A 21062-nucleotide genomic window follows, 5' to 3' on the forward strand; every position below is an offset into this window, starting at 1 on the left:
CGCATCCGCATCAGCAGAAGGGCATTTCGCTTCCATGACAACTCCTGTGAGATTTCCCGACGCGGCCGAGGTGGCCGCGCGCACACCGGCCGACCGCGATCGCGTGCTGGATGTCATCCGCATCGTCTCCCTGGGCGGCGTGGTGCTCGGCCATACCGTGATGGCGGCCAGCATCATTCGCGACCACGTCTTGATCTGGGACAACCTGCTCACCACCTCGGCGCTGTTCCAGGCGATGACCTGGTTGCTCCAGATCATGCCGCTGTTCTTCTTCGCCGGCGCGGCGGCGTGCGTGTCCTCCTGGACACCCGGCACCGACTGGGGAGGCTGGTTGATGAGGCGCTGCACCCGGCTGTTCCGCCCGGTGTTCTACTATCTGGCGTTCTGGGCGGTGACGCTGACGGTGCTGTATCAGGCTCTGCCGCAACACATCTACGAGCCGATCGCCGGCGTCAGCACACAGCTGCTGTGGTTCCTGGGGGCCTACGTCCTGGTGCTGGCCGCCATGCCCGTGCTGTACCGCATCACCACCACCGGGCGCCTTGCCGCCGGCGTGGCGGCGGTCTACGGGGCCATCGCGTTGATCGACGTGATCCGGTTGCACTGGCCGGCGCTGATGCCGCTGGGTTACCTCAACCTGGCCGTCTGGCTGATTCCGGCCATGTTCGGGGCGGCCTACCGTCGCGGCCTGCTCGGTGGGCGTGCCGCGCTGGCCGTCGCCGCCGCCTTCTTCGCCGCGGATGTCGCCCTGGTGCGCTGGGGCCCGTATCAGCTCAGCATGGTCGGCACCGGCGACCACCACCTGTCCAACACCAGCCCGCCGTCGCTGCTGCTGGCCGGGCACGCAATCATCTTGAGCGCGTTGGCGATCGCGGCCGCACCGGCGATCGCGCGCTGGGCGCAGCGGCCGCGGGTGTGGTGGTGGACCGCCATCGGCAACTCCGGCGCGATGACCCTGTACCTGTGGCACATGCCGGTGCTGCTCGGCGTGCACCTGGCCTTCGATTACCTCGGCTGCCCGCGCTTTCCGGGCGCGCCGGACTTCCTCGCCATCAGCGTCGCGCAGGTGCTCCTGGTGGTCGTCGCCGTGGCGGTGCTGTTCGTCGCGCTGCGGCCGCTGGAAAACAACCCGCTGTCCGGCTGGGACGGCGCGCCCGCGGTGATGTCGCGCGGGTGGGGTGCGGCCGTCGGTGCCCTGCTGTGCGTGGCCGGCGTCGCGCTGCTCGCCGCGATCAGGTGGGGGCTCAAGGACGACGGGCTGGTCTGCATGGCCGTGGTGGTGGCCGCGCTGGTGGCCGCGCGGATCGTGGCCCAGCACGCCGGCCCCGCGGGTCACGGCTCTTCGTCGAGGCCGTGTTCGATGGCGTAGCGGGCCAATTCCACCCGGTTGGCGACCTGCAGTTTGCGAAACGTCGCCTGCACATGGTTTTCCACCGTGCGGTGGCTCAGCGAGAGCTTCTCGGCGATCTGCTTGGCGGACAGCCCTTTTGCGACATACCGCAACACCTCCGTCTCGCGGTCGGTGAGCCGGGGGCGGGTGGGGCCGTCGTCCTTGCTCTGCGCGATGCGCCGGTATTCGCCCAGCACCAGCCCGGCCAGGCTCGGGGTGAACACGGCCCGCCCGGCGGCGGTGTCCGTCACCGCCTGCGCCAGTTCGGCTTTCGAGGCGCTCTTCACCAGGTAGCCGGCCGCACCTGCCTTGACCGCCTGCAGGACGTCGTCGCGTTCGTCGGAGGCCGACAGCACCAGCACGCGCGACGAGGGCGAGACCGCCAGCACCGCGGCGGTGGCCTGCGCACCGTCGCCGTCGGGCAGCTGCATGTCCATCACCACCACATCGGGCCTGACCACGCCCGCCCGCCGCTGGGCGGTGGCCACCCCGTCGGCGGTGGCGACCACCGCGAAGCCGCTTTCGGCCAGGTCGCGAGCCACCGCGTCACGCCAGATCGGATGGTCGTCGACCACCATCACCGTCGTGGGCGTCGCGTCATCCGTCATCGCGTCCCTCCCGGCGCGGCACGCACAACTCCCATTCGGTGCCCGCCCCGGGCTCGCTGTGCAGTTCGGCGGTGCCGCCCAGCGACGCCAACCGTCCCACGATCGATTGGGAGATGCCCAGGCGCCCCTGGCGCGCCGCTTCCTCGACCCGGCCGGCGGCGATCCCCACACCGTCGTCGCGGACACTGACCAACACGGAATCGCCGAGGTCCTCCACGAGCACGAACGCGTGCGCCCCCGGGCCGGCGTGGGCGACCACGTTGTCCAACGCGTTGCCCACCGCGGCGTCGAGTTCGGTTGCGGCCCAACGCCCCAACCTCACCGGGGTGCCGGGCAGGCTGATCGACACCCGATCGGATTCCCGGCGCCGCAGCAGCGTGCGCAGGTCGACGGTATCGCCGTCGGCGTCCCGATCGATATCCGTACACGCCAGCCAGCGCCGCAGCGCGCGTTCCTGCTCGCTCGCCAGGTCGGCGAGTTCGGTTGTGGCGCCGCCGATTTCGTGCCCCTTCTTCGCGACCAGCGCCAGCACCTGGATGGCCCCGTCGTGCACCTGGCGGGCCAGCCGGTCGCGCTCTTGCGCCGCGGCGGTCAATCGGGCCGCGCGTTGCAGCTCGTCGTGGGCGCGCCGCGCGGTCTGCGCGGCCATCCCGATCGCCATGCCGATCGCCAGTTCGATGATGACGGTGGCGTTGTGCCCGAGGTTGAGCGCGAAGTAGTTCTTGACGGCGAAATTGGCGGTCATCACCGCCAGGCCCGTCAGCATGCCGCCCACTGGACCGAACTGGATGGCGGCCGAGATGGTGGGATTGCTGGCCCACAACGTCGTCGGCCAGGTCTGGTTGTCGGCCGCCCAGTGCGGGCTCGCGACGAGGTGGTTCGACCACATCAGCAAGACGACGACCACCAGCTCGGCCAGCACCCACGCCGGCTTGCGGCCGAAGCCCCGCAGATAGGCCAGCGCGCAGGCCGCGCTCCAGCCGATGAGCCCGGCGAAAAGCACCCAACCCAGCACGGGGCGAAGCAGATCCGGGTTGATGGCGATCTGGAAGCCGGTGGCGTAGAGGCAGCTCAGCAGGCGGAACACTTGCGCCGCGCGCCACAGCGGCGTGGTGGGATCGGGGCCGTGATTCGCCATCGTGGTCAGCATAAGGGCGGATCGGCCGGCGGCGGGCCGGCCACGGATATCGGCCGAAAGTCCCTCCCGCTAGAGCCGTCGGGCCCTCGCGGTGCCGCCGAGAACGCGTGATCGTGGATACCGCAGGGCGCCAGGCGAGAAGAGGGGAATCTCATGAACACCGGCTTCCCGGATCCGGAAACGGTCCGCACGGCACTGGCGCTGGCGTCTCGAGCCCCCTCGGTGCACAACACCCAACCGTGGCGGTGGCGCATCGATCCGGCCGGCCTGCACCTGTACGCCGACCCCGCCCGGCAACTGCCCCACACCGACCCCGACGGTCGCGACTTGATCCTGAGTTGCGGCATCGCCCTGCAGCACTGCGTCACCGCGTTCGCCGCCGTCGGCTGGCGGTCCAGGGTGCGCAGGCTGCCGGATCCCGACGACCCGGATCACCTTGCGACGCTTGAGTTTTCGCCCCAGACCGCCGACTACGTCGACGTCGCGCTCGCCGCCGCGATCCCGCGCCGGCGCACCGACCGGCGCCACTACAGCTGTTGGCCGGTGCCGGTCGGCGACATCGCGCTGATGGCGGCCCGGGCGGCCCGCGCCGGGGTGACGCTGTACCAGGTGCAGGACGTCGGCGGCCTGCACGACATCGTCGCGCAATCGATCCGCGACCACCTGACCAAGGACTATCTGGCCGAGCTGACCACCTGGAGCGGGCGCTACTTCTCGGTGTCCGGGGTGCCCGCCCGCAACACCCCGTTCCCGGATCCGGCCGCCAAGATCCCGACCCGGTTGTTCGCCGGCGCGGCGCTGCCGATGGCGCCGGGCTCGTCGGCCGGCGACGACAACGCCGTGGTGCTCGCGCTGGGCACCCGTCACGACGACCGGCTGGCGCGGCTGCGCGCCGGCGAGGCCACCGGGGTGGTGCTGCTCACCGCCACCTCGGCGGGGCTTGCCAGCTGCCCGGTCACCGAACCGCTGGAGACGCCGCAGACGCGCGCGGCGGTGCGCGCCGACATCTTCGGTGACGGCCACCATCCGCAGATGCTGCTGCGGGTGGGTTGGGCGCCGATCAACGCGGACCCGTTGCCGGCGACCCCGCGCCGCGACCTCGCCGACTTCGTCGAGTGGGTCGGCTGATCAGCCCGCCGGTGACCCGAACCGGAAGCGGCGGCCGGTGACGCTCTCGGGAACGATGCGTACATAGTGCGTCTTCTCCGACCTGGTCCACGGCAGCACCTGCGCGCGCTCGGCCTCCTCGATCTCCTCGGTAGTGCGCAGCGAGCGGGCGATGCCCCGGATGATCACGGTCCACGCCCCGGCGACGTTGTGGTCGTCGACCTCGAACAGCACCCGGTTGTTGATCGCCGCGCTGATCAGCTTGGTGCCCTCCGCGGTGCGGAACAGCACGGTGCGGCGCTGCACGACGTAGTTGACCGGGAAGATGTCGGGCTGACCGTCGGCGTGGGTGACCAGCCGGCCCAGCGTCAGGCCGCGCAGCAGATCCCAGCACTCGTGCACCGGCAGGATCTCCACCCCGTCATCGGTCACCGGCATCGCGTCGTCCCTTTCCGCGCCCGCGGTGTTGAGCCGCAATGAATCACTGCCGCAATGGGTCACTGCCGCAACGCTATTGGCCGGCCCCGGGTCGACGCGGCGGCCGAAGGTCCTCTGCGGTCGGGACCAAAGTCGTTGAACCAGTTACGCCCCGACCCGCAGGGAGCCGAGAATGTGGGATATTGGACTGGTCTGCCGACAGGAAGGCTCGCCATGGTCAAGGTGTTCCTGGTCGACGACCACGAAGTCGTCCGCCGCGGACTGTGCGATCTGCTCTCCTCGGATCCCGATCTGCGGATCGTCGGCGAGGCCGGCACGGTGGCCGAGGCCAAGGCGCGGATACCGGCGGCGCGGCCCGACGTGGCCGTGCTCGACGTGCGGCTGCCCGACGGCAACGGCATCGAGTTGTGCCGCGACCTGCTCTCCGAGCATCCCGACCTGCGCTGCCTGATGCTGACGTCGTTCACCTCCGACGAGGCGATGCTGGAGGCCATCCTGGCCGGCGCCAGCGGGTTCGTCATCAAGGACATCAAGGGCATGGAGCTGGCCCGGGCGATCAAAGACGTGGGCGCCGGGAAATCGCTGCTGGACAACCGGGCCGCCGCAGCGTTGATGGCCAAGCTGCGCGGCAGCGCCGCGCAGGCGGACCCGCTGTCGGGCCTGACCGAACAGGAACGAACGCTGCTCGGGCTGCTCAGCGAGGGCCTGACCAACCGGCAGATCGCCGCGCGAATGTTCCTCGCGGAGAAGACGGTCAAGAACTACGTGTCCCGGCTGCTGGCCAAACTCGGCATGGAGCGCCGGACCCAGGCGGCGGTGTTCGCGTCGAAACTCAACCAGCAGGCCGGCCGTCCGCCGACCCCACCGGACTGGCCGGGGTGACCGGGAACCGGTTCGACGAACTGGCGGCCGCGCGCGATCAAACCGAGAAACTGCTGCGGGTGATCGCCGAGATCGGCGCGGGCCTGGATCTCGACGCGACGCTGCACCGGATCATCAGCGCGGCAAGGGAATTGACGTCGGCCCCGTACGGTGCCCTGGCCGTGCGCGACCGGCATGCCAACCTGATCTCCTTTGTGCACGAAGGCATGGACGCCGAGACGGTGCGGCGCATCGGGCACCACCCGGTCGGCAAGGGGCTGCTCAGTCTGTCCCTGCTGGACACCCCGGCGCTGCGGATGGACGACCTGACCGCCCACCCCGCCGCCGCCGGATTCCCCGAGCACCATCCGGCGATGCGGGCCTTTCTCGCGGTGCCGATCACCATCCGCGGCGCGGTGTTCGGCAACCTGTATCTGACCCACGTCGATGAGGCGCGGGTGTTCTCCGACGCCGACGAGATGGCCGCGCGCGCCCTGGCTTTCGCGGCGGCGGTCGCCATCGACAACGCGCAGGTCTTCGAGCGCGAGCGGATGTCGGTGAAATGGATCGAAGCCAGCCGCGAGATCACCACCGCGCTGCTGTCGCGCACCGAGCCGCACCGGCGCCCGATGCAGCTGATCGCCGAACGCGCCTGCGCGTTGACCGACGCCGAACAGGCCATCGTGCTGGTGCCCGCCGACCCCGAGCAGCCCGGCAACCCGGAGGTGGACACCCTGGTGGTCTCGGCGGCGGTGGGCCTGCCCGCCGCCGACGTGCTCGGGCAGCGGGTCCCGGTGCGCGGCTCCACCAGCGGCGCGGTCTTCAAGTCCGGCGAACCGCTGATCACCGACGAATTCCGTTATCCCATCCAGGCTTTCACCGATGCCGGGCGGCGACCGGCGATCGTGATGCCGCTGCGCGCCCGCGACGAAGTGGTCGGGGTGATCGCGATCGCCCGCGGCACCGAGCAGCCGCCGTTCGACGAGAGCTATCTGGACCTGGTGCGCGACTTCGCCACCCACGCCGCCATCGCGCTGGTGCTCGCCGCGGCGCGCGAGGACGCGCGGCAGCTGGCCGTTTTGGCCGAGCGGGAGCGCATCGCGCACGACCTGCACGACCACGTCATCCAGCGGCTGTTCGCCGCCGGCATGGATCTGCAGGGCACGCTGGCCCGGGCGCGGTCGCCGGAGGTGGCCGACCGGCTCAACCGGACGCTCGACGACCTGCAGACGATCATCGAGGAGATCCGCACCACGATCTTCGCGCTGCGCTCCCCGGCGGCCGTCGCCGGCGACTTCCGGCACCGCATCCAGCGGGTCATCGCCGAGCTGACCGAGAACCGCGACCTGGTCACCACGGTGCGCATGGACGGTCCGATGACGGCGGTCGGCGCCGAGCTCGCCGAGCACGCCGAGGCGGTGACCGCCGAAGCCGTCAGCAACGCCGTCCGCCACTCGGGCGCGTCGCGGCTGACGGTGCAGATCGGTGTCGCCGACATGTTCACCCTGGACGTGATCGACAACGGCCGCGGCATCGCGGCCGGCAACACCCGTCGCAGCGGGCTGGCCAACATGACACGGCGGGCCGAGCAACTCGGCGGCAGCTGCGAGATCAGCAGCCCGCCCGGCGGCGGCACCCGGGTGCATTGGACCGCCCCGCTGCTCGACCACTGAGCACCAAAAGCCTTGGCCCGCAACCGATCAGCTGCGGGTGTCGGAGGCCTTCAGGCGTTGGTGCGCGGTCAGCAGCAGGTGGTCGAATTCCGACCGCGTGGGCAGCGGCACGTCGGCGCCGCGGAAGTCCTCGGCGATCTGCTCGGCCAGCGGTCGCAGCTTGACGTTTCCTTCCTGCGAAAGCCATTTGAGCAACTCGAAGGCCGCGCTGTCGCTGATGCCGTAGATCAGCATCAGCATGCCCTTGGTTTGTTCGATGCGGGCCCGATTCCGGCTGATCTCAGCCAGTCTCGCGCTCATCATCTCCTCCTGCACCTGCTGGTGCGGGATGGAGACGTCGATGTAGAAGCCCTGCGCCCCGATCACCTCGCCCTGTTCGTCGGTCAGCCGATCACCGACGACGACGACGTGACGGACGTTTCCGGCGGCGTCGATGATCCGGTGCCGGGTGCTGAACGCCTGATGGTTGGTGACGATCTCATCGATCGTGGCGGCGACCCGTGCCCGGTCGTCGGGGTGCTTGTGCGAGAGCACCAGCTCGGTGGTCGGAGTGATGCTGCCCGGTTCGTATCCGTGCATGCGCTGCACCTGCTCCGACCATTCCCACCGCTGGTCGGCGAAGTAGAACCGAAACCAGCCCGCGGGCTGTGTGTGGCCGCCGGCCAGCGCCTGCTCGACGTTGGCGGTCTGGCCGTCGAGATTCCAAGTCATCGTCAATCCCTCCCTCTCACTGGGCTCACCGGGCGAGAGGTGCACGCCCGAGCCCTGGAGCCGCAGGCGGGCGACGGGCGCGCGAAAGCGCCTGGCGCGTGCGGCCGCCGCCCGCCTCCGGGCGGTCAGGCGTTGACGACCTCTCGCGCGGTTTCGGTGACGGCCCGGGGTGCCTCGCCGCGGCCGACGGCGATCTTGCGCGGCTTGGCCTTCTCGGCCACCGGGATGTGCAGGCTCAGCACGCCGTCGCGGTACGAGGCCTCGATCTTGTCGGTGTCGAGGTTGTCGCCGAGCACCAGCTCACGGCTGAACACGCCGCGCGGCCGCTCGGAGGCCAGCATCTCGCGGTTGGGGTCGAGGGCCGGCCGTTCGGCGCGCACGGTCAACACATTGCGCTCGATGTCGATGTCGAGCGAATCGGCATCGATACCGGGCAGGTCGAATTCGACTACGAAGTGCTCGCCTTCCCGCCAGGCGTCCATCGGCATCACCGCCGGCCGGGTGGCGGTGCCCAGGACCTGGTTGGTCAGTCGGTCGAGTTCGCGGAACGGGTCCGAACGCATCAGCATGATGTTCACCCCTCAGTGTGATCTAGGTGACGTGTATGTGGTTTTCTATGTCTAACAATATAGATTTGATATATCATCCTCGACAATATGACGCAACTGTGCTAAACAGATTTTCTGGGCGTTATCAGGGCATGAGCGAGGGAGATGCGCGATGGCCGACCGCCGCGGCAACGCGGGTGCTCCGGCGTCCGACCAGGGTGTTTACGGCATCTCGGTGGCCGCCGAGCTGTCCGGGATCGCGGTGCAGTCGCTGCGGCTCTACGAACGCCACGGCCTGGTCACACCGGCCCGAAGCCAGGGCGGAACCCGCCGGTACAGCGCCGACGACCTGGCCCGGCTCAAGCGGATCAGCAAGCTGGTCGACGCCGGGGTCAACCTGGCCGGCGTGGCCCGCATCCTCGCCCTGGAGGACGACAACGCCACGCTGTCGGCGGCCAACACCGACCTGCGGTCGACCAACCGGGCGTTGCGGGAAGCCGCGAAGACCGCCGACGGCGACGCGGCCACCGGCTGAGCCGCCGTCCCGGGTTGCGCCGGTCGAGTCCGGGTACCCGACGGGCTATGCCTTCCAAGCCTCGAGGTGAAGCGATGGGTGAGTTGGCCGACACCGGCGCCCAGGTGGTCGACGGCGCGCGGCGCGAAGCGCAGGCCTACCGCGGCGACAATCCCCGCCCGCTGGGCGGCTACCTGGCGGTGCTGGTCGTCTACGGCCTGGTGGTGACGGCCGCGACGCTGGCCGCCCTGGCCAGTGGCCGCAGCCTGCCGACCCGATGGCGCGCCCAGGACCTGCTGATCCTCACCCTGGGCACCCACAAGCTGTCGCGCACCCTGACCAAGGACGCGGTGACCAGCCCGCTGCGCGCGCCGTTCACCCACTACGCGGGCACCGGCGGCCCGGCCGAGGTGCAGGAGGAGGTCCGCGAACAGAGCCAGCTGCGGCACAGCCTGGGCGAGCTGCTGACCTGCCCGTTCTGCCTGGACATGTGGGTTGCCACCGGGTTCGCCATCGGCCTGGTGTTCGCGCCGCGCTACACCCGGCTGGTCGCGGGCGTGTTCAGCGCGCTGACCGGTGCGGACTTTCTTCAGCTCGGCTACGCGATCGCGCAGCAGGCGGCGCAGGGCTGAGCCGTCGCGCGCTCAGCCCGTCTTCGGCATCGGAATGCCCTCGCTGGCGGTGAATTGCGCGTCGTCCTCGGAGGACAGCCCGATGGATACGACGGAGCGGGCGAACAGCGCGTCGGTGAGGTAGGCCAGCGACACCGCCCACCGGTTCACGCCGCGCGGAATCGCATACAGGTGATAGCCCCGGGTGACGGCCTTGGCGGGCAGCCCCGACAAGTGAATGTTGAGCGGGTTGGCCACCGCGTAGCGCGGTCCGAGGTCGACCACCAGACCCAGGTTGCGGTGCTTGTATTCCTTGGCGCTGCCGTGACCCAGGCTGGCGGCCACGTTGCGGGCCAGCACCTTGCCCTGCCGGGTCGCGTGCTGGGCGGTCGGCGGGGTGATCTTGCCGGGCTGGGTGAGGTCGGGAACCGCGGCGGCGTCCCCGGCCGCGAACACGCCGGGATGGCCGGGGACCTGCAGATCGGGCTGCACCTTCAGCCGGCCCTTCTCGGTCGGCAGCCCCAGGTCCTGGATCAGCGGCGCGCCGGTCACCCCGGTCACCCAGGCGATGGTGTGCGTGTCGATCCGCGAACCATCGCTGAGCACAACGTGATCCGCGTGCGCCTCCTTGAGGGTGGTGCCGAGCCGGACGTCGATGCCGCGGCGGCGCAGCACCTTCAGCGCGGCGTCGCCCAGCTTCTTGCCCACCTCGGGCATCACCTGCTCGGCCAGGTCCAGCAGCAGGAACCGCACCGCGCCGGGATCAAAGCCCATCTGCCGGGCCGCCGCGTCGGCCAGCGCCCGCAGCTGCGCCACCAGTTCGGTGCCCGAATACGACGCGCCGACCACCACGACGGTGCGCCGGGCCGCCGCTACTCGGGGGTCGTCCTCGATGTTGGCCAGCTCCAGTTGTTCGACGAAGTGGTCCCGCAGATACAGCGCCTCGGCGGTGGTTTTCAACCCGCGGGCGTGCCGGGCCAGCCCCGGGACGTCGAACAGCTTGGTGACCGATCCCGGCGTGAGCACCAGCCGGTCCCAGGACATGGAATGGCTGCGTTCCTCGGGGTCGCGGTAGGTCAGCGTGCGCCCGGTGAAGTCGACCGCGTCCACCCGGCCGCGCACGGCGTGCATGCCGCGCAGCGAATTGGCCAGCGGCACAGCGACGAACCGCGCGTCGACCACCCCGCCGGCGACGTCGGGCAGCAACGGTGTGTACAGCATGTAGTCGACGGGGGAGATCATCGTGATGTCCACCGGCGCCCGGCGCAGCGTTTTGGCCAGCCGGCGGGCGCAGGTGAATCCGGTGAAGCCGCTTCCCACGATCACAATGGAGGTCACCGCCCCGAGTGTAGGCGCCGGCCGGCCGGGGGAGCCCATGCGCGATCGGGCCGCGACCGGCCCCCGCTGAAACCCGTTGACTAGCAATGATTTCGGACCGGCGGCCGGGGCGGAGGTCGCCGTCGGGCGCGGCCGCGCGGCCCGGCCCGGCCCGGCTGGGCCGTCGTTTCCGGGGCGCCGCCCGGCCGCCCGTTTCGTTATCCGGCCTTGCGCTTCGTTGTCTGGCTCATAGACTTCTGGGTGGGTGTTGGCAGCCGCGAAAATGTCAATGCCTCCCGTGATGCCGGCAGGGAAGGGCCTTGCCGCCAGACGGCTCCGGGGGTGATGTGATGCGCGAGGCCAGCACCACGATCGTCACTCAGCTGGTGGAGCTGGTGACCAGTTTGGAGCGGGAGAACAGCGACACCGCGGCCGGGCTGCACGAACTCATCGACAACGGCGTCCACCACGTCACCGGCTCCCAGTACGCGGGGATCACCCTGGCCGAGAAGAGCAAATCGGTCAACAGCGTGGCGGCCACGCATCGCTACCCGATGGTGCTGGACGCCATCCAGAACAAATACGGCGAGGGGCCGTGCCTGGCCGCGGCCTGGGAACACCACGTCATGCACATCGCCGACCTGGCCGCCGAACAGCGCTGGCAGCGCTACCGGCGGCACGCGCTCGAGCAGACCCCGATCCGCTCCATCCTGTCGTTCGAGCTGTTCGTCGACCGCACCAGCATGGCCGCCCTCAACTTCTACGCCGACCCGCCGCACGCGTTCACCGAGGAGTCGGTCGAGCTCGGCACCGTCTACGCCACCCACATCGCCCTGGCCTGGTCGATGATGCGCCGCCAGGACCAGTTCCGCAGCGCCCTGGCCTCCCGCGACATCATCGGGCAGGCCAAGGGCGTGATCATGGAGCGCTTCGATCTCGACGCGGTGGAAGCCTTCGAACTGCTCACCCGGCTCTCGCAGCAGTCCAACACCCGGGTGGTCGACATCGCGGCCGCACTCATCGACAGCGAACACCCGCTCAAGCAGCGCCGGCGCTAGCCCATCGCCACCGGCGCAGGCCGGTGCTGTGCGATCAGCCGCTCGCCCAGCTCGTAGTCGTCGTAGGCGTTGTGGGTCAGCACCGCGACGACGGGTGGTACCCGCGCTGCGCGGGCTCAACCGCGGCTGCCGTTTCGGCGCTGAGCGGGCGGGTATGCGCCCCCGGCATGAAGGCTGTCACGTGGCACGGCAAACGCGATGTGCGGGTGGACTCGGTGCCCGATCCCAAGATCGAGCAGCCCACCGACGCGATCATCGAGGTCACCTCGACCAACATCTGCGGTTCGGATCTGCACCTCTACGAGATCCTCGGGGCTTTCATGAAGCCCGGGGACATCCTGGGGCACGAACCGATGGGCGTCGTGCGCGAGGTCGGCACCGAAACCGGCGACCTGCGCGTCGGCGACCGCGTGGTCATCCCCTTCCAAATCTGTTGCGGCAGTTGCTACATGTGCGGCCAGCAGCTGTACACCCAGTGCGAGACCACCCAGGTGCGCGACCAGGGCATGGGGGCGGCGCTGTTCGGCTATTCCGAGCTCTACGGTGAAGTCCCCGGCGGGCAGGCCGAGCTGCTGCGGGTGCCGCAGGCCCAGTTCACCCACATCAAAGTGCCTGTGGGACCGCCGGATTCGCGGTTCGTGTATCTGTCTGACGTGCTGCCCACCGCGTGGCAGGCGGTGGCCTACGCCGACATCCCCGATGGCGGCACGGTCGCGGTGCTCGGCCTGGGGCCGATCGGCGACATGGCCTCCCGCATCGCCGATCACCTCGGCTACCGGGTCATCGCGGTCGACCTGGTGCCCGAGCGGCTGGGCCGGGCCGCGCAACGCGGAATCCACACCATCGACCTGGCGCGGCTGGACGCCGGGCTCGGTGACGCGATCCGGGACCTGACCGACGGCCGCGGCGCCGACTCGGTGATCGACGCGGTGGGCATGGAGGCGCACGGCTCGCCGGCGGCCAAGCTGGCCCAGCAGGTGGCCGGCGTGCTGCCGGATGCGCTCGGCAAGCGGCTGATGCAGACCGCGGGCGTGGACCGGCTGTCGGCGCTGTACTCGGCGATCGATGCCGTGCGGCGCGGCGGGACGATCTCGCTGATCGGGGTGTACGGCGGGATGGCCGACCCGCTGCCGATGCTCACCCTGTTCGACAAGCAGGTGACGCTGCGGATGGGGCAGGCCAACGTCAAGCGCTGGGTCGACGACATCATGCCGCTGCTCACCGACGACGATCCGCTGGGCGTGGACGACTTCGCCACCCACGTGCTGCCGCTGGAGCGGGCCCCGCACGCCTATGAGATCTTCCAGAAGAAGCAGGACGGAGCGGTCAAAGTCATACTCAAGCCGTGATCGCTTCTACGGCAACGCATTCCGCTTCCCACCGGCAACGCCGCCACGGGCGCCCGAGTTTGACGGGCGCACCGGCAGGGTATTGGATGCGCCATGACCTCTGCAAAGGCTGCCGCTCCCACGCCCACCGGAGAGGTGTGGCCTGGCAAGGCCTACCCGCTGGGCGCCAGCTACGACGGCGCCGGCACCAACTTCGCGGTGTTCAGCGAGGTGGCCGAGCGGGTCGAGTTGTGCCTGTTCGACGGCGACGGCACCGAGAGCCGGGTGGCGCTGCCCGAGGTCGACGGCTTCGTCTGGCACGCCTACATCCCCGGCATCGAACCGGGGCAGCGCTACGGGTATCGGGTACACGGCCCCTACGACCCAGCGGCCGGGCAGCGGTGCAACCCGAACAAGCTGCTGCTGGACCCGTATTCGAAGGCCATCGACGGCACCTTCGAGTGGAACCAGTCGCTGTTCGGCTACAACTTCGGTGACCCGGACAGCCGCAACGACGACGACTCGGCGCCCAGCATGCCCAAGTCGGTGGTGATCAACCCGTACTTCGACTGGGGCAACGACCGCCCGCCGGACCACCACTACGCCGACACCGTCGTCTACGAGGCGCACGTCAAGGGCCTCACCCAGACCCACCCCGACATCCCCGAACAGATGCGCGGCAGCTACGGCGCGGTGGCGCACCCGGTGATCATCGAGCACCTGCAGAGCATCGGGGTCACCGCGATCGAACTGATGCCGGTGCATCACTTCGCCAACGACTCCACCCTGATCGACAAGGGCCTGTCCAACTACTGGGGCTACAACACCATCGGCTTCTTCGCCCCGGACACAAAATACTCCAGCGCCGCCACGCCGGGCGGGCAGGTGCAGGAGTTCAAGGCCATGGTGCGCTCGCTGCACGAGGCCGGCATCGAGGTCATCCTCGACGTGGTCTACAACCACACCGCCGAGGGCAATCACCTGGGCCCCACCCTGTCGATGCGCGGCATCGACAACGCCGCCTACTACCGGCTGGTCGACGACGACAAGCGGTACTACATGGACTACACCGGCACCGGCAACAGCCTCAACGTCGGGCACCCGCACGCCCTGCAGCTGATCATGGACTCGCTGCGCTACTGGGTGACCGAGATGCACGTCGACGGATTCCGCTTCGACCTGGCCGCCACCCTGGCCCGCGAGTTCTACGACGTCGACCGGCTGGCGACGTTTTTCGAACTGGTGCAACAGGATCCGACGGTCAGCCAGGTCAAGCTGATCGCCGAACCGTGGGACGTCGGGCCGGGCGGCTACCAGGTGGGCAACTTCCCGCCGCAGTGGACGGAGTGGAACGGCAAGTACCGCGACACCGTCCGCGACTTCTGGCGCGGCGAACCCGCCACCCTCGACGAGTTCGCCTACCGGCTGTCCGGTTCGGCCGACCTGTACGAACACACCGGGCGCCGGCCGGTCGCCTCGATCAACTTCGTCACCGCCCACGACGGGTTCACGCTGCGTGACCTGGTGTCCTACAACGAGAAGCACAACGAGGCCAACGGCGAGGACAACAACGACGGCGAGAGCCACAACCGGTCCTGGAACTGCGGCGCCGAGGGACCGACCGACGACGAGCAGGTCAACGCGCTGCGGGCCCGCCAGCAGCGCAATTTCCTGACCACGCTGCTGCTGTCGCAGGGCGTGCCGATGATCTGCCACGGCGACGAGCTGGGCCGCACCCAGAACGGCAACAACAACGGCTACTGCCAGGACAACGAGCTCACCTGGATCGACTGGGCCAACGCGGACGTGGACCTGCTGGCCTTCACCCGGGTGGTGTCGGCGCTGCGCGCCGAGCACGCGGTGTTCCGCCGGCGCCGGTTCTTCTCCGGCAAGCCGGTGGGCCGGCGCGGCCAGGACGGGCTGCGCGACATCGCCTGGTTCACCCCCGACGGCACCGAGATGACCGACGAGGATTGGGGCGCCAATTTCGCCAAGTCCGTCACGGTGTTCCTCAACGGCCACGGCATCCCCGACCGCGACGCGCGCGGTCAACGGCTGCTGGACGACTCGTTCCTGCTGTGCTTCAACGCCCACCACGAGTCCATCGAATTCACCCTTCCGCCAAAGGAGTTCGGTGCATCATGGCAGGTCGTGGTGTACACCGGGCCGGAGGAGACCACGCCAGCCGACGAGGTGCCCGGTGCCGGCGTGCTCAACGTCGACGCCCACACCGCGGTGGTGCTGCGGGCACCTGACGGCGGCTGAGCACCTTGACACGAATCCGCCCGAACGTCACGTAGCGCGCCGCCGCCCGATACGCTGTGGCTGCAGCGGGCTCGTTACAAGAGAGGGCGAATATGTCAAGGACAGTGGTGGTCGGCGCCTCCAGCGGGTTGGGGCGCTGCATCGGGGTCGGTCTGGCGCAGCGCGGCGACCGGGTGGCGCTGCTGGCCCGGCGCCGGCAGCGCATCGAGGCCGCGGCCAAGGACGCCGGCCCGGGTGCGGTCGCCATCGAGTGCGACGTCACCGACCAGGCGTCCTGCGCCTCGGCGATCGGGGAGGCCGTCGACGCGCTGGGTGGGATCGACAACATCGTCTACACCCCCGCGGTGGGCCCGCTGGTGCGCATGGTGGACACCGACGCCGACACCTGGCGGCGCATCTTCGACACCAACGTCATCGGCGCGTCGCTGGTCACCGCCGCCGCGGTGCCGCACCTGAGCGCCTCGGCCGGCAAGGCGGTGTACCTGTCGTCGGACGCCGGCGCGTTCGGGCCGCCGTGGCCGGGGCTGGGCGCCTACGGCGTCAGCAAGGCCGCGCTGGAGCGCCTGGTCGAAGCGTGGCGGGCCGAACACCCCGACATCGGCTTCACCTGCCTGATCGTCGGGGAGTGCGCGGGCGGCGAGGGCGACGGGCAGACCGGCATGAACCAGGGCTGGGACATGGATCTGGCGATGAAGGCGGTTCCGCTGTGGTCGTCGCGCGGCTGCATGCCCGGCAAGCTGATGCCGGTGGAGGACCTCATCGACGTGGTGCACACCATCCTGCGCACCAACGCCTCGACCTCGATGCCGCTGGTGGTGGCGCGTGGCGCGCCCGCCAGCCAGGCCGCGTTCGCCGAGGCCAATCAGTCCTGAGCCAGTCGTAAGCCAGACCTAGCCCCGGCCGGGGATCCGCTCCCGGGCCAGGTCGGTCAGGAACCGCGCGGCCGACGTGGGCCGGAAGGCCAGCGCCGCGTCGGTGAGCGCGTCCCGCGACTCGGCGGGCAGCTCGATGTCGGCGGCGGCCACGTTGAATTCCAGCTGCTCGACGCTGGAGGCGCCGGGAATGGCGACCACCCCCGGGTAGCTGATCAGCCAGGCCAGCGCCACCTGGGCGGGCTTGGCGTCGACCTGGGCCGCGACGTCGCGCAGTAGCTGCAGCAGCGGCTCGATGCGGCGCAGGTTCTCGGTGCCGAACAGCGCGTTGACCGCGCGCACGCCGCCCGGCCGGTTGTCGACGCCGTACTTGCCGCCCAGCAGACCCTGTTCCAGCGGGCTGTAGGCGATGACGATGCGGTTCTCCCGTTCGGCGAACGGCACCAGGTTCTTCAGCGCCTTGGGGTAGGCGAGCGAGAAGTGCACCTGGTTGCTGATCACCGGCCGGCCCAGCGCCGCGTCGGCCTTCCGCCAGCGCTGCAGCGAATAGTTGGAGACCCCGGCGGCGCCGATCTCGCCGCTGTCCAGCAGGTCGCGCATGCCGGGCATGATCACCGAATCGGGGAACACCGGGTTGGGCTGGTGCACCTGGTAGAGCGGGATGCGGTCCAGTCCGAGCCGCCGGGCGCTGGCCCGCGCGCGTTGCCTGACCACCGCGGGGAAGGGGGCCACCGGCATGATCTTGCTGGCCACCGCCACCTCGGCGCGCTGCTCGCCGAGCGCGTCGCCCAGGATCCGCTCGCTCTTGCCGAACCCGTAGATCTCGGCGGTGTCGAACAGCGTCACACCCAACGCCAGCGCGCGGCGCACGATGTCGCCCGCGGCACCGGCGGCGTAGCTGTCCCCGTAGCCCCACTCGCGGGAGCCGAACTGCCAGGTGCCCAACCCGATCCGGCTGAGGCGGCCGACCCCGTCGACGTCAACGTATTTCATCCGCCCAGCCTACTGATCGGTGGGCGGGCCGCTCAGCCGGGAATCTTGCCGAGAATGTAGTTGGCGATGCTGACCGCGGCCAGCCGGGGCCGCTCGCTGTCGGTCGTGCCGCTGGCCGACACGTTCAGGTCGACGACGACGTTGGCCTTGGCGGCGACCGCCCGCGCGGAGCGCACCTGAATTCCCTTGGGCGTCAGGTCCAACGTGGTGATGCCGTTGCCGGCGTCGGCCGGTGTGCTCAACGCCATCGCGATCGGCTGCCCGCCCGGCGCCGTCACGGTGACCGTCGAGCCGCCGCACTGGCGCCACCCGGCCAGCAGCGCGTCCAGTTGCGCCTGCGCGCCGGGCGCGTCGCGGAACGCCGCCACGCCCTGGATGACCTGGATCGACTTCAGCATGCTGCGGGTGTCGGTGAATTCGCCGGCGTGATAGCCGGTGAAGGCGCCGGGGGTGTAGGCGTCCGGGCTGCTGGCGGCGATGCTGCCCCAGCATTCCGGGCGGTCGATGCTGCCGTCCTGCGCCGAGCGGCCCGGGCTGTTCCAGGTCGGGCCGACGTCGAGGTTGGCGTCGGCGGTGATGTTGCGCAGCGCGTCCAGCCCGGGCAGCAGGGTGGTGATGGTGTCCGGCGGCACCGTGGGCGGCGGCGGCCCGGCCGACGTGGTGGCCTCGTGCGCGGCGCGGTGGGCGGCGGTGGAACCGCCCAGCGTGGCCCACCCGGCCAGCGCGAGCACCGCCAGCAGGATGAACACGTACGACAGGGTGACGCCCACCAGGGCGCGGTCCCGGCCGAGTTCGCCGGTGCGGCGGATCTGCGCCAGCCCGAGGTGACCCAGCACCGCGCCCGCGGGCGCGAACAGGAACGCGAAGACCAGCGACAGCGTCGCCAACGTGTTGACGCCCGGGCGGTACGGCGGTGCGAGAGTGGCTGGTTGCGTCGGCGGCGGGCCGACGGGCTCGGGTTCGGGCGGCGGGACCCGGCCGAGCGGGTCGTAACTCAGCGGGTTGCGCCAATACGGATCCTGCTGGTTGGTCACGCAGCGCCTCCTTAGGGGCCTCCTCGGCGGCCGAACCTGCCCGAAATGTAGCCGAGCGGGCCCGGTGCCCAAACCGAACCCGTCACAGCCGCGGCTTGGCGATGCCGAGCACAAAGGGCGCCTGGGCCAAGGTCAGGTAGACCCGATGCGGCCCGACGGCCATGCCGGAGAGTGGGGCTCGGCGCGCGGACTCGGGCAGCGCCGAGCGGTAGTCGACGGTGCGCAGCACCGGAATGTGCCGGGCCGGAAACCCGGTGAAGCTCGCCGTTTCCAGGGTCACCAGCTGCCGGTCGGTGGCCGCGTAGATGCGGGTGTCGTCGGTGCCCAGCGCCCGGATCGGGGCGGGCAGCCGGGTGCTGGCCAGCACCTCTATCCCTTGCCCGCCGCGGCGCGAGTCCACCGCGTACAGCACGGCGTCGTCGTGGCCGGCCACATAGCTGCGGGTCACCGCGGTGCCGTCGCCGGCGGAGACCGCGACGTCGATGTCCAGCGAACCGCGTTGCGGCGCCGGGGAATCGGGGCCCTGGTAATGCCGGATCCCGGACGGCGCGTAGACGTGGTAGTCGATTTCGCGGCCGCGGTTGGCGCCGTCGATGACCTCGGCGGGGGCGCCGCCGATCGGCGCGGTCGCCAGCTTGCGGTAGCCGTACTGATCGACCGGGGTCACCGACCGGCCGTCCGACGACAGCGCCAGCAGCATCCGCAACCCGGCGTCCTCGGACAGGTAGGCCGGGGCGGGCCCGGCGTCGAAATCGCCCACCTGGCGCAGACTTTGCAGATCGACGACGGCCACCCGGCCGCGCGTGGGCTGCGGCACGAAAACCACCGCCGGATCCTTGGTGCTGATCTGCAGATTGCGTCCCGCCGCCAGCGGCGCCGACAGCCGGGTGGTCGCCGCCGCGGCGCGGTCTTCGGCAACCTCGGCCACCCGCTGGTCCTCGGTGACGGCCACCAGGGCGCGCCCGCGATACGACCACACCGGCTGGTGCAGCGCCGTGCCGACCGGCCAGACCGTCAGCTCGGGCGCGCTTTCGGTCGCCGCGCCGGGCCGCGAGCAGGCCACGCTCATGACCAGCGCGCCGACGCTCACCGCCAGCACGCCCGTCAGCGCGCCGCGGCGTAGCACCACACCGGAACCTACTCCCGCGCGCAACTTTTGCCTCCCGCCCTGTTTTTCCAGGGCATACCCCGCCTGGCCACCGCCACACCCGTTTGACCCTCGGGTGGCTCGGGTAGCCGCAACCAGAGCGCGCAACAGCCCTGCGCGCCGAACCAGAGCAGATGGGAGGGACAGCATGGCACCGACCGCCATCAAGTCGCCCACCGATGTGGTCGACTTTCTGGTCAGCCAGCACCAGCAGATCAAGGCGATGTTCGCCAACACGTTGGCGGCGTCCGGAAAGGCCCGCGAGGAGGCCTTCATCGAACTGCGGCGCCTGCTCGCCGTGCACGAGACCGCCGAAGAGGAGATCGTGCATCCGCGCGCCAAGCGCAAGATCGCTGGCGGGGCAGGCGTGGTCGAGGAACGCCTGCACGAAGAGCACGAGGCCAAGACCGCGCTGCAGAAGCTGGAAAAGCTCGACGTCGACAGCGAGGAGTTCACCCGCGAGCTCACCAAGCTGCGGGACGCGGTGATCGACCACGCCGAGCACGAGGAGCACGACGAGTTCGCCAAGCTGGGCCAGGAATTGAGCGGCGACGAGCTGGAACGGATGGGCCGCGCCGCCAAACTGGCCGAAGCGATCGCGCCCACCCGGCCGCACGCCGGAGTGGAATCGCAACTGGCCAACCTGGCCGCCGGCCCGTTCGCCGCGATGCTCGACCGAGCCCGCGACGTCATCGTCGGCAAGGGCTGACGGCCATCCCAGGCGAGGTACCCCCGCTCGGTGGGGGAGTGGGGGCACCTCGCCGCCCCCTACCATGACCGCGACTTCGAAGGCCCCGGGCGCCGACCGCTACCTCCCCGAGCAGCGGGACATCGAGGCGCTCAAGCATGCGGCCGAAACATGTCGCGGCTGTTCACTTTTCGCCGACGCCACCCAGACGGTGTTCGGCAACGGACATCCGGGTGCCCCGATCATGCTGGTGGGTGAGCAGCCCGGCGACCAGGAGGACCGCGCCGGTGCACCCTTCGTCGGCCCGGCCGGGCGGCTGCTGGCCCGGGCGCTGCACGACGCCGGCATCGATCCCGGGCTGACCTATCAGACCAACGCGGTCAAGCATTTCAAGTTCACCCGCAAGGACGGCAAGCGGCGGATCCATCAGAAGCCGGGCCGCACCGAGATCGTCGCCTGCCGGCCCTGGCTGATCGCCGAGATCGAGGCGGTGCACCCCCGGGTCATCGTGTGTCTGGGGGCCACCGCCGCACAATCGTTGCTGGGCACCAGCTTTCGGGTTTCCGCCCAACGCGGCCAACCGCTCAAGCTGCCGGCCTCGCCCGAGGTGATACCCGACGTGGCGCCCGAGCCGGTGCTGGTGGCGACGGTGCACCCGTCGTCGGTGCTGCGCGACCGCAGCGAACGACACGACGAGGTCTACCGGTTGTTCGTCGACGACCTGCGCAGCGCCCGCTCCGCGCTGGGCTGAACGGGCGCGG

21 protein-coding genes are annotated in these 21062 nt (G+C 70.3%); 12 read left to right on the forward strand and 9 right to left on the reverse strand.

The features are described from left to right. Nucleotides 1-34: 34 nt before the first annotated feature. Complete coding sequence (locus H7I87_RS09070) at nt 35-1369, forward strand: acyltransferase family protein (protein ID WP_033722825.1); 1335 nt, start codon at nt 35-37, stop codon at nt 1367-1369. Here the strand turns inward: H7I87_RS09070 and H7I87_RS09075 are convergent. Both H7I87_RS09075 and macS read right to left on the reverse strand, forming a co-directional pair. Then, on the reverse strand, nt 1333-1998 hold the full coding sequence (locus H7I87_RS09075) for a response regulator (RefSeq protein ID WP_011725884.1): 666 nt from the start codon (nt 1996-1998) through the stop codon (nt 1333-1335). The genes H7I87_RS09070 and H7I87_RS09075 overlap by 37 nt on opposite strands. Beyond that, nucleotides 1988-3148 carry a MacS family sensor histidine kinase gene (gene macS / locus H7I87_RS09080; RefSeq protein WP_011725883.1) on the reverse strand — a complete coding sequence of 387 codons (1161 nt, stop codon included), beginning with the start codon at nt 3146-3148 and terminating at the stop codon, nt 1988-1990. The genes H7I87_RS09075 and macS overlap by 11 nt, the downstream gene beginning before the upstream one ends. Before the next feature lie 141 nt (nt 3149-3289). Between macS and H7I87_RS09085 the strand changes: the two genes are divergently transcribed. After that, nucleotides 3290-4264, forward strand: a complete 975-nt coding sequence (locus H7I87_RS09085; RefSeq protein WP_009978591.1) for an Acg family FMN-binding oxidoreductase — start codon at nt 3290-3292, stop codon at nt 4262-4264. Here H7I87_RS09085 and H7I87_RS09090 read toward each other — a convergent pair whose 3' ends face one another. Then, a complete protein-coding gene (locus H7I87_RS09090; RefSeq protein ID WP_019734298.1) occupies nt 4265-4720 on the reverse strand; it encodes a pyridoxamine 5'-phosphate oxidase family protein in 456 nt (151 codons plus the stop codon). A 174-nt stretch (nt 4721-4894) separates the two neighbouring features. Here H7I87_RS09090 and dosR point away from each other — a divergent pair, with 174 nt between their 5' ends. Further along, complete coding sequence (gene dosR, locus H7I87_RS09095) at nt 4895-5563, forward strand: hypoxia response regulator transcription factor DosR/DevR (RefSeq protein ID WP_009978588.1); 669 nt, start codon at nt 4895-4897, stop codon at nt 5561-5563. Further along, entirely contained in the window at nt 5560-7215 is a 1656-nt protein-coding gene (locus H7I87_RS09100; protein WP_023860984.1) for a sensor histidine kinase, read from the forward strand. Before dosR ends, H7I87_RS09100 begins: the two co-directional genes overlap by 4 nt. 27 nt (nt 7216-7242) lie before the next feature. Here the strand turns inward: H7I87_RS09100 and H7I87_RS09105 are convergent, their stop codons facing one another. Then, entirely contained in the window at nt 7243-7926 is a 684-nt protein-coding gene (locus tag H7I87_RS09105; RefSeq protein ID WP_011725880.1) for a PAS and ANTAR domain-containing protein, read from the reverse strand. Nucleotides 7927-8051: 125 nt separating this feature from the next. Continuing rightward, entirely contained in the window at nt 8052-8495 is a 444-nt protein-coding gene (locus H7I87_RS09110) for an Hsp20/alpha crystallin family protein (protein WP_011725879.1), read from the reverse strand. Between the two features lie 151 nt (nt 8496-8646). Between H7I87_RS09110 and H7I87_RS09115 the strand changes: the two genes are divergently transcribed. Both H7I87_RS09115 and H7I87_RS09120 read left to right on the forward strand, forming a co-directional pair. Continuing rightward, complete coding sequence (locus tag H7I87_RS09115) at nt 8647-9009, forward strand: MerR family transcriptional regulator (protein WP_003874674.1); 363 nt, start codon at nt 8647-8649, stop codon at nt 9007-9009. Nucleotides 9010-9083: 74 nt separating this feature from the next. Beyond that, nucleotides 9084-9620 (forward strand): DUF1360 domain-containing protein, encoded by a 537-nt coding sequence (locus tag H7I87_RS09120; protein ID WP_009978581.1) that lies wholly within the window; start codon nt 9084-9086, stop codon nt 9618-9620. Nucleotides 9621-9632: 12 nt separating this feature from the next. Here H7I87_RS09120 and H7I87_RS09125 read toward each other — a convergent pair whose 3' ends face one another. After that, entirely contained in the window at nt 9633-10937 is a 1305-nt protein-coding gene (locus H7I87_RS09125) for an NAD(P)/FAD-dependent oxidoreductase (RefSeq protein WP_023860988.1), read from the reverse strand. Between the two features lie 329 nt (nt 10938-11266). On the opposite strand from H7I87_RS09125, the gene H7I87_RS09130 reads away from it, so the two are divergent. From H7I87_RS09130 to H7I87_RS09145, 4 genes are all read left to right on the forward strand, one after another. Then, nucleotides 11267-11974 carry a GAF and ANTAR domain-containing protein gene (locus H7I87_RS09130; RefSeq protein ID WP_011725877.1) on the forward strand — a complete coding sequence of 236 codons (708 nt, stop codon included), beginning with the start codon at nt 11267-11269 and terminating at the stop codon, nt 11972-11974. 167 nt (nt 11975-12141) lie between these two features. Then, nucleotides 12142-13323, forward strand: coding sequence for a zinc-dependent alcohol dehydrogenase (locus H7I87_RS09135; RefSeq protein ID WP_011725876.1), 1182 nt, complete (start codon nt 12142-12144; stop codon nt 13321-13323). 93 nt (nt 13324-13416) lie between these two features. Beyond that, nucleotides 13417-15567, forward strand: coding sequence for a glycogen debranching protein GlgX (glgX, locus tag H7I87_RS09140; protein WP_011725875.1), 2151 nt, complete (start codon nt 13417-13419; stop codon nt 15565-15567). A 104-nt stretch (nt 15568-15671) separates the two neighbouring features. Next, nucleotides 15672-16439, forward strand: a complete 768-nt coding sequence (locus H7I87_RS09145; RefSeq protein WP_011725874.1) for an SDR family oxidoreductase — start codon at nt 15672-15674, stop codon at nt 16437-16439. An 18-nt stretch (nt 16440-16457) separates the two neighbouring features. Here H7I87_RS09145 and H7I87_RS09150 read toward each other — a convergent pair whose 3' ends face one another. From H7I87_RS09150 to H7I87_RS09160, 3 genes are all read right to left on the reverse strand, one after another. Continuing rightward, nucleotides 16458-17432, reverse strand: coding sequence for an aldo/keto reductase (locus tag H7I87_RS09150; RefSeq protein WP_003874681.1), 975 nt, complete (start codon nt 17430-17432; stop codon nt 16458-16460). 32 nt (nt 17433-17464) lie between these two features. Continuing rightward, nucleotides 17465-18466 (reverse strand): sensor domain-containing protein, encoded by a 1002-nt coding sequence (locus H7I87_RS09155; protein WP_063967174.1) that lies wholly within the window; start codon nt 18464-18466, stop codon nt 17465-17467. An 82-nt stretch (nt 18467-18548) separates the two neighbouring features. After that, nucleotides 18549-19595 (reverse strand): YncE family protein, encoded by a 1047-nt coding sequence (locus H7I87_RS09160; RefSeq protein WP_011725873.1) that lies wholly within the window; start codon nt 19593-19595, stop codon nt 18549-18551. Between the two features lie 166 nt (nt 19596-19761). Here H7I87_RS09160 and H7I87_RS09165 point away from each other — a divergent pair, with 166 nt between their 5' ends. Together H7I87_RS09165 and H7I87_RS09170 are read left to right on the forward strand one after the other, a co-directional pair. Continuing rightward, nucleotides 19762-20322 carry a hemerythrin domain-containing protein gene (locus tag H7I87_RS09165; protein WP_003874684.1) on the forward strand — a complete coding sequence of 187 codons (561 nt, stop codon included), beginning with the start codon at nt 19762-19764 and terminating at the stop codon, nt 20320-20322. A gap of 64 nt (nt 20323-20386) precedes the next feature. Further along, a complete protein-coding gene (locus tag H7I87_RS09170) occupies nt 20387-21052 on the forward strand; it encodes a UdgX family uracil-DNA binding protein (RefSeq protein WP_011725872.1) in 666 nt (221 codons plus the stop codon). Nucleotides 21053-21062 lie beyond the last annotated feature (10 nt).

Source organism: Mycobacterium timonense (genome assembly GCF_025821985.1).
Classification (GTDB): Bacteria; Actinomycetota; Actinomycetes; order Mycobacteriales; family Mycobacteriaceae; genus Mycobacterium; species Mycobacterium avium.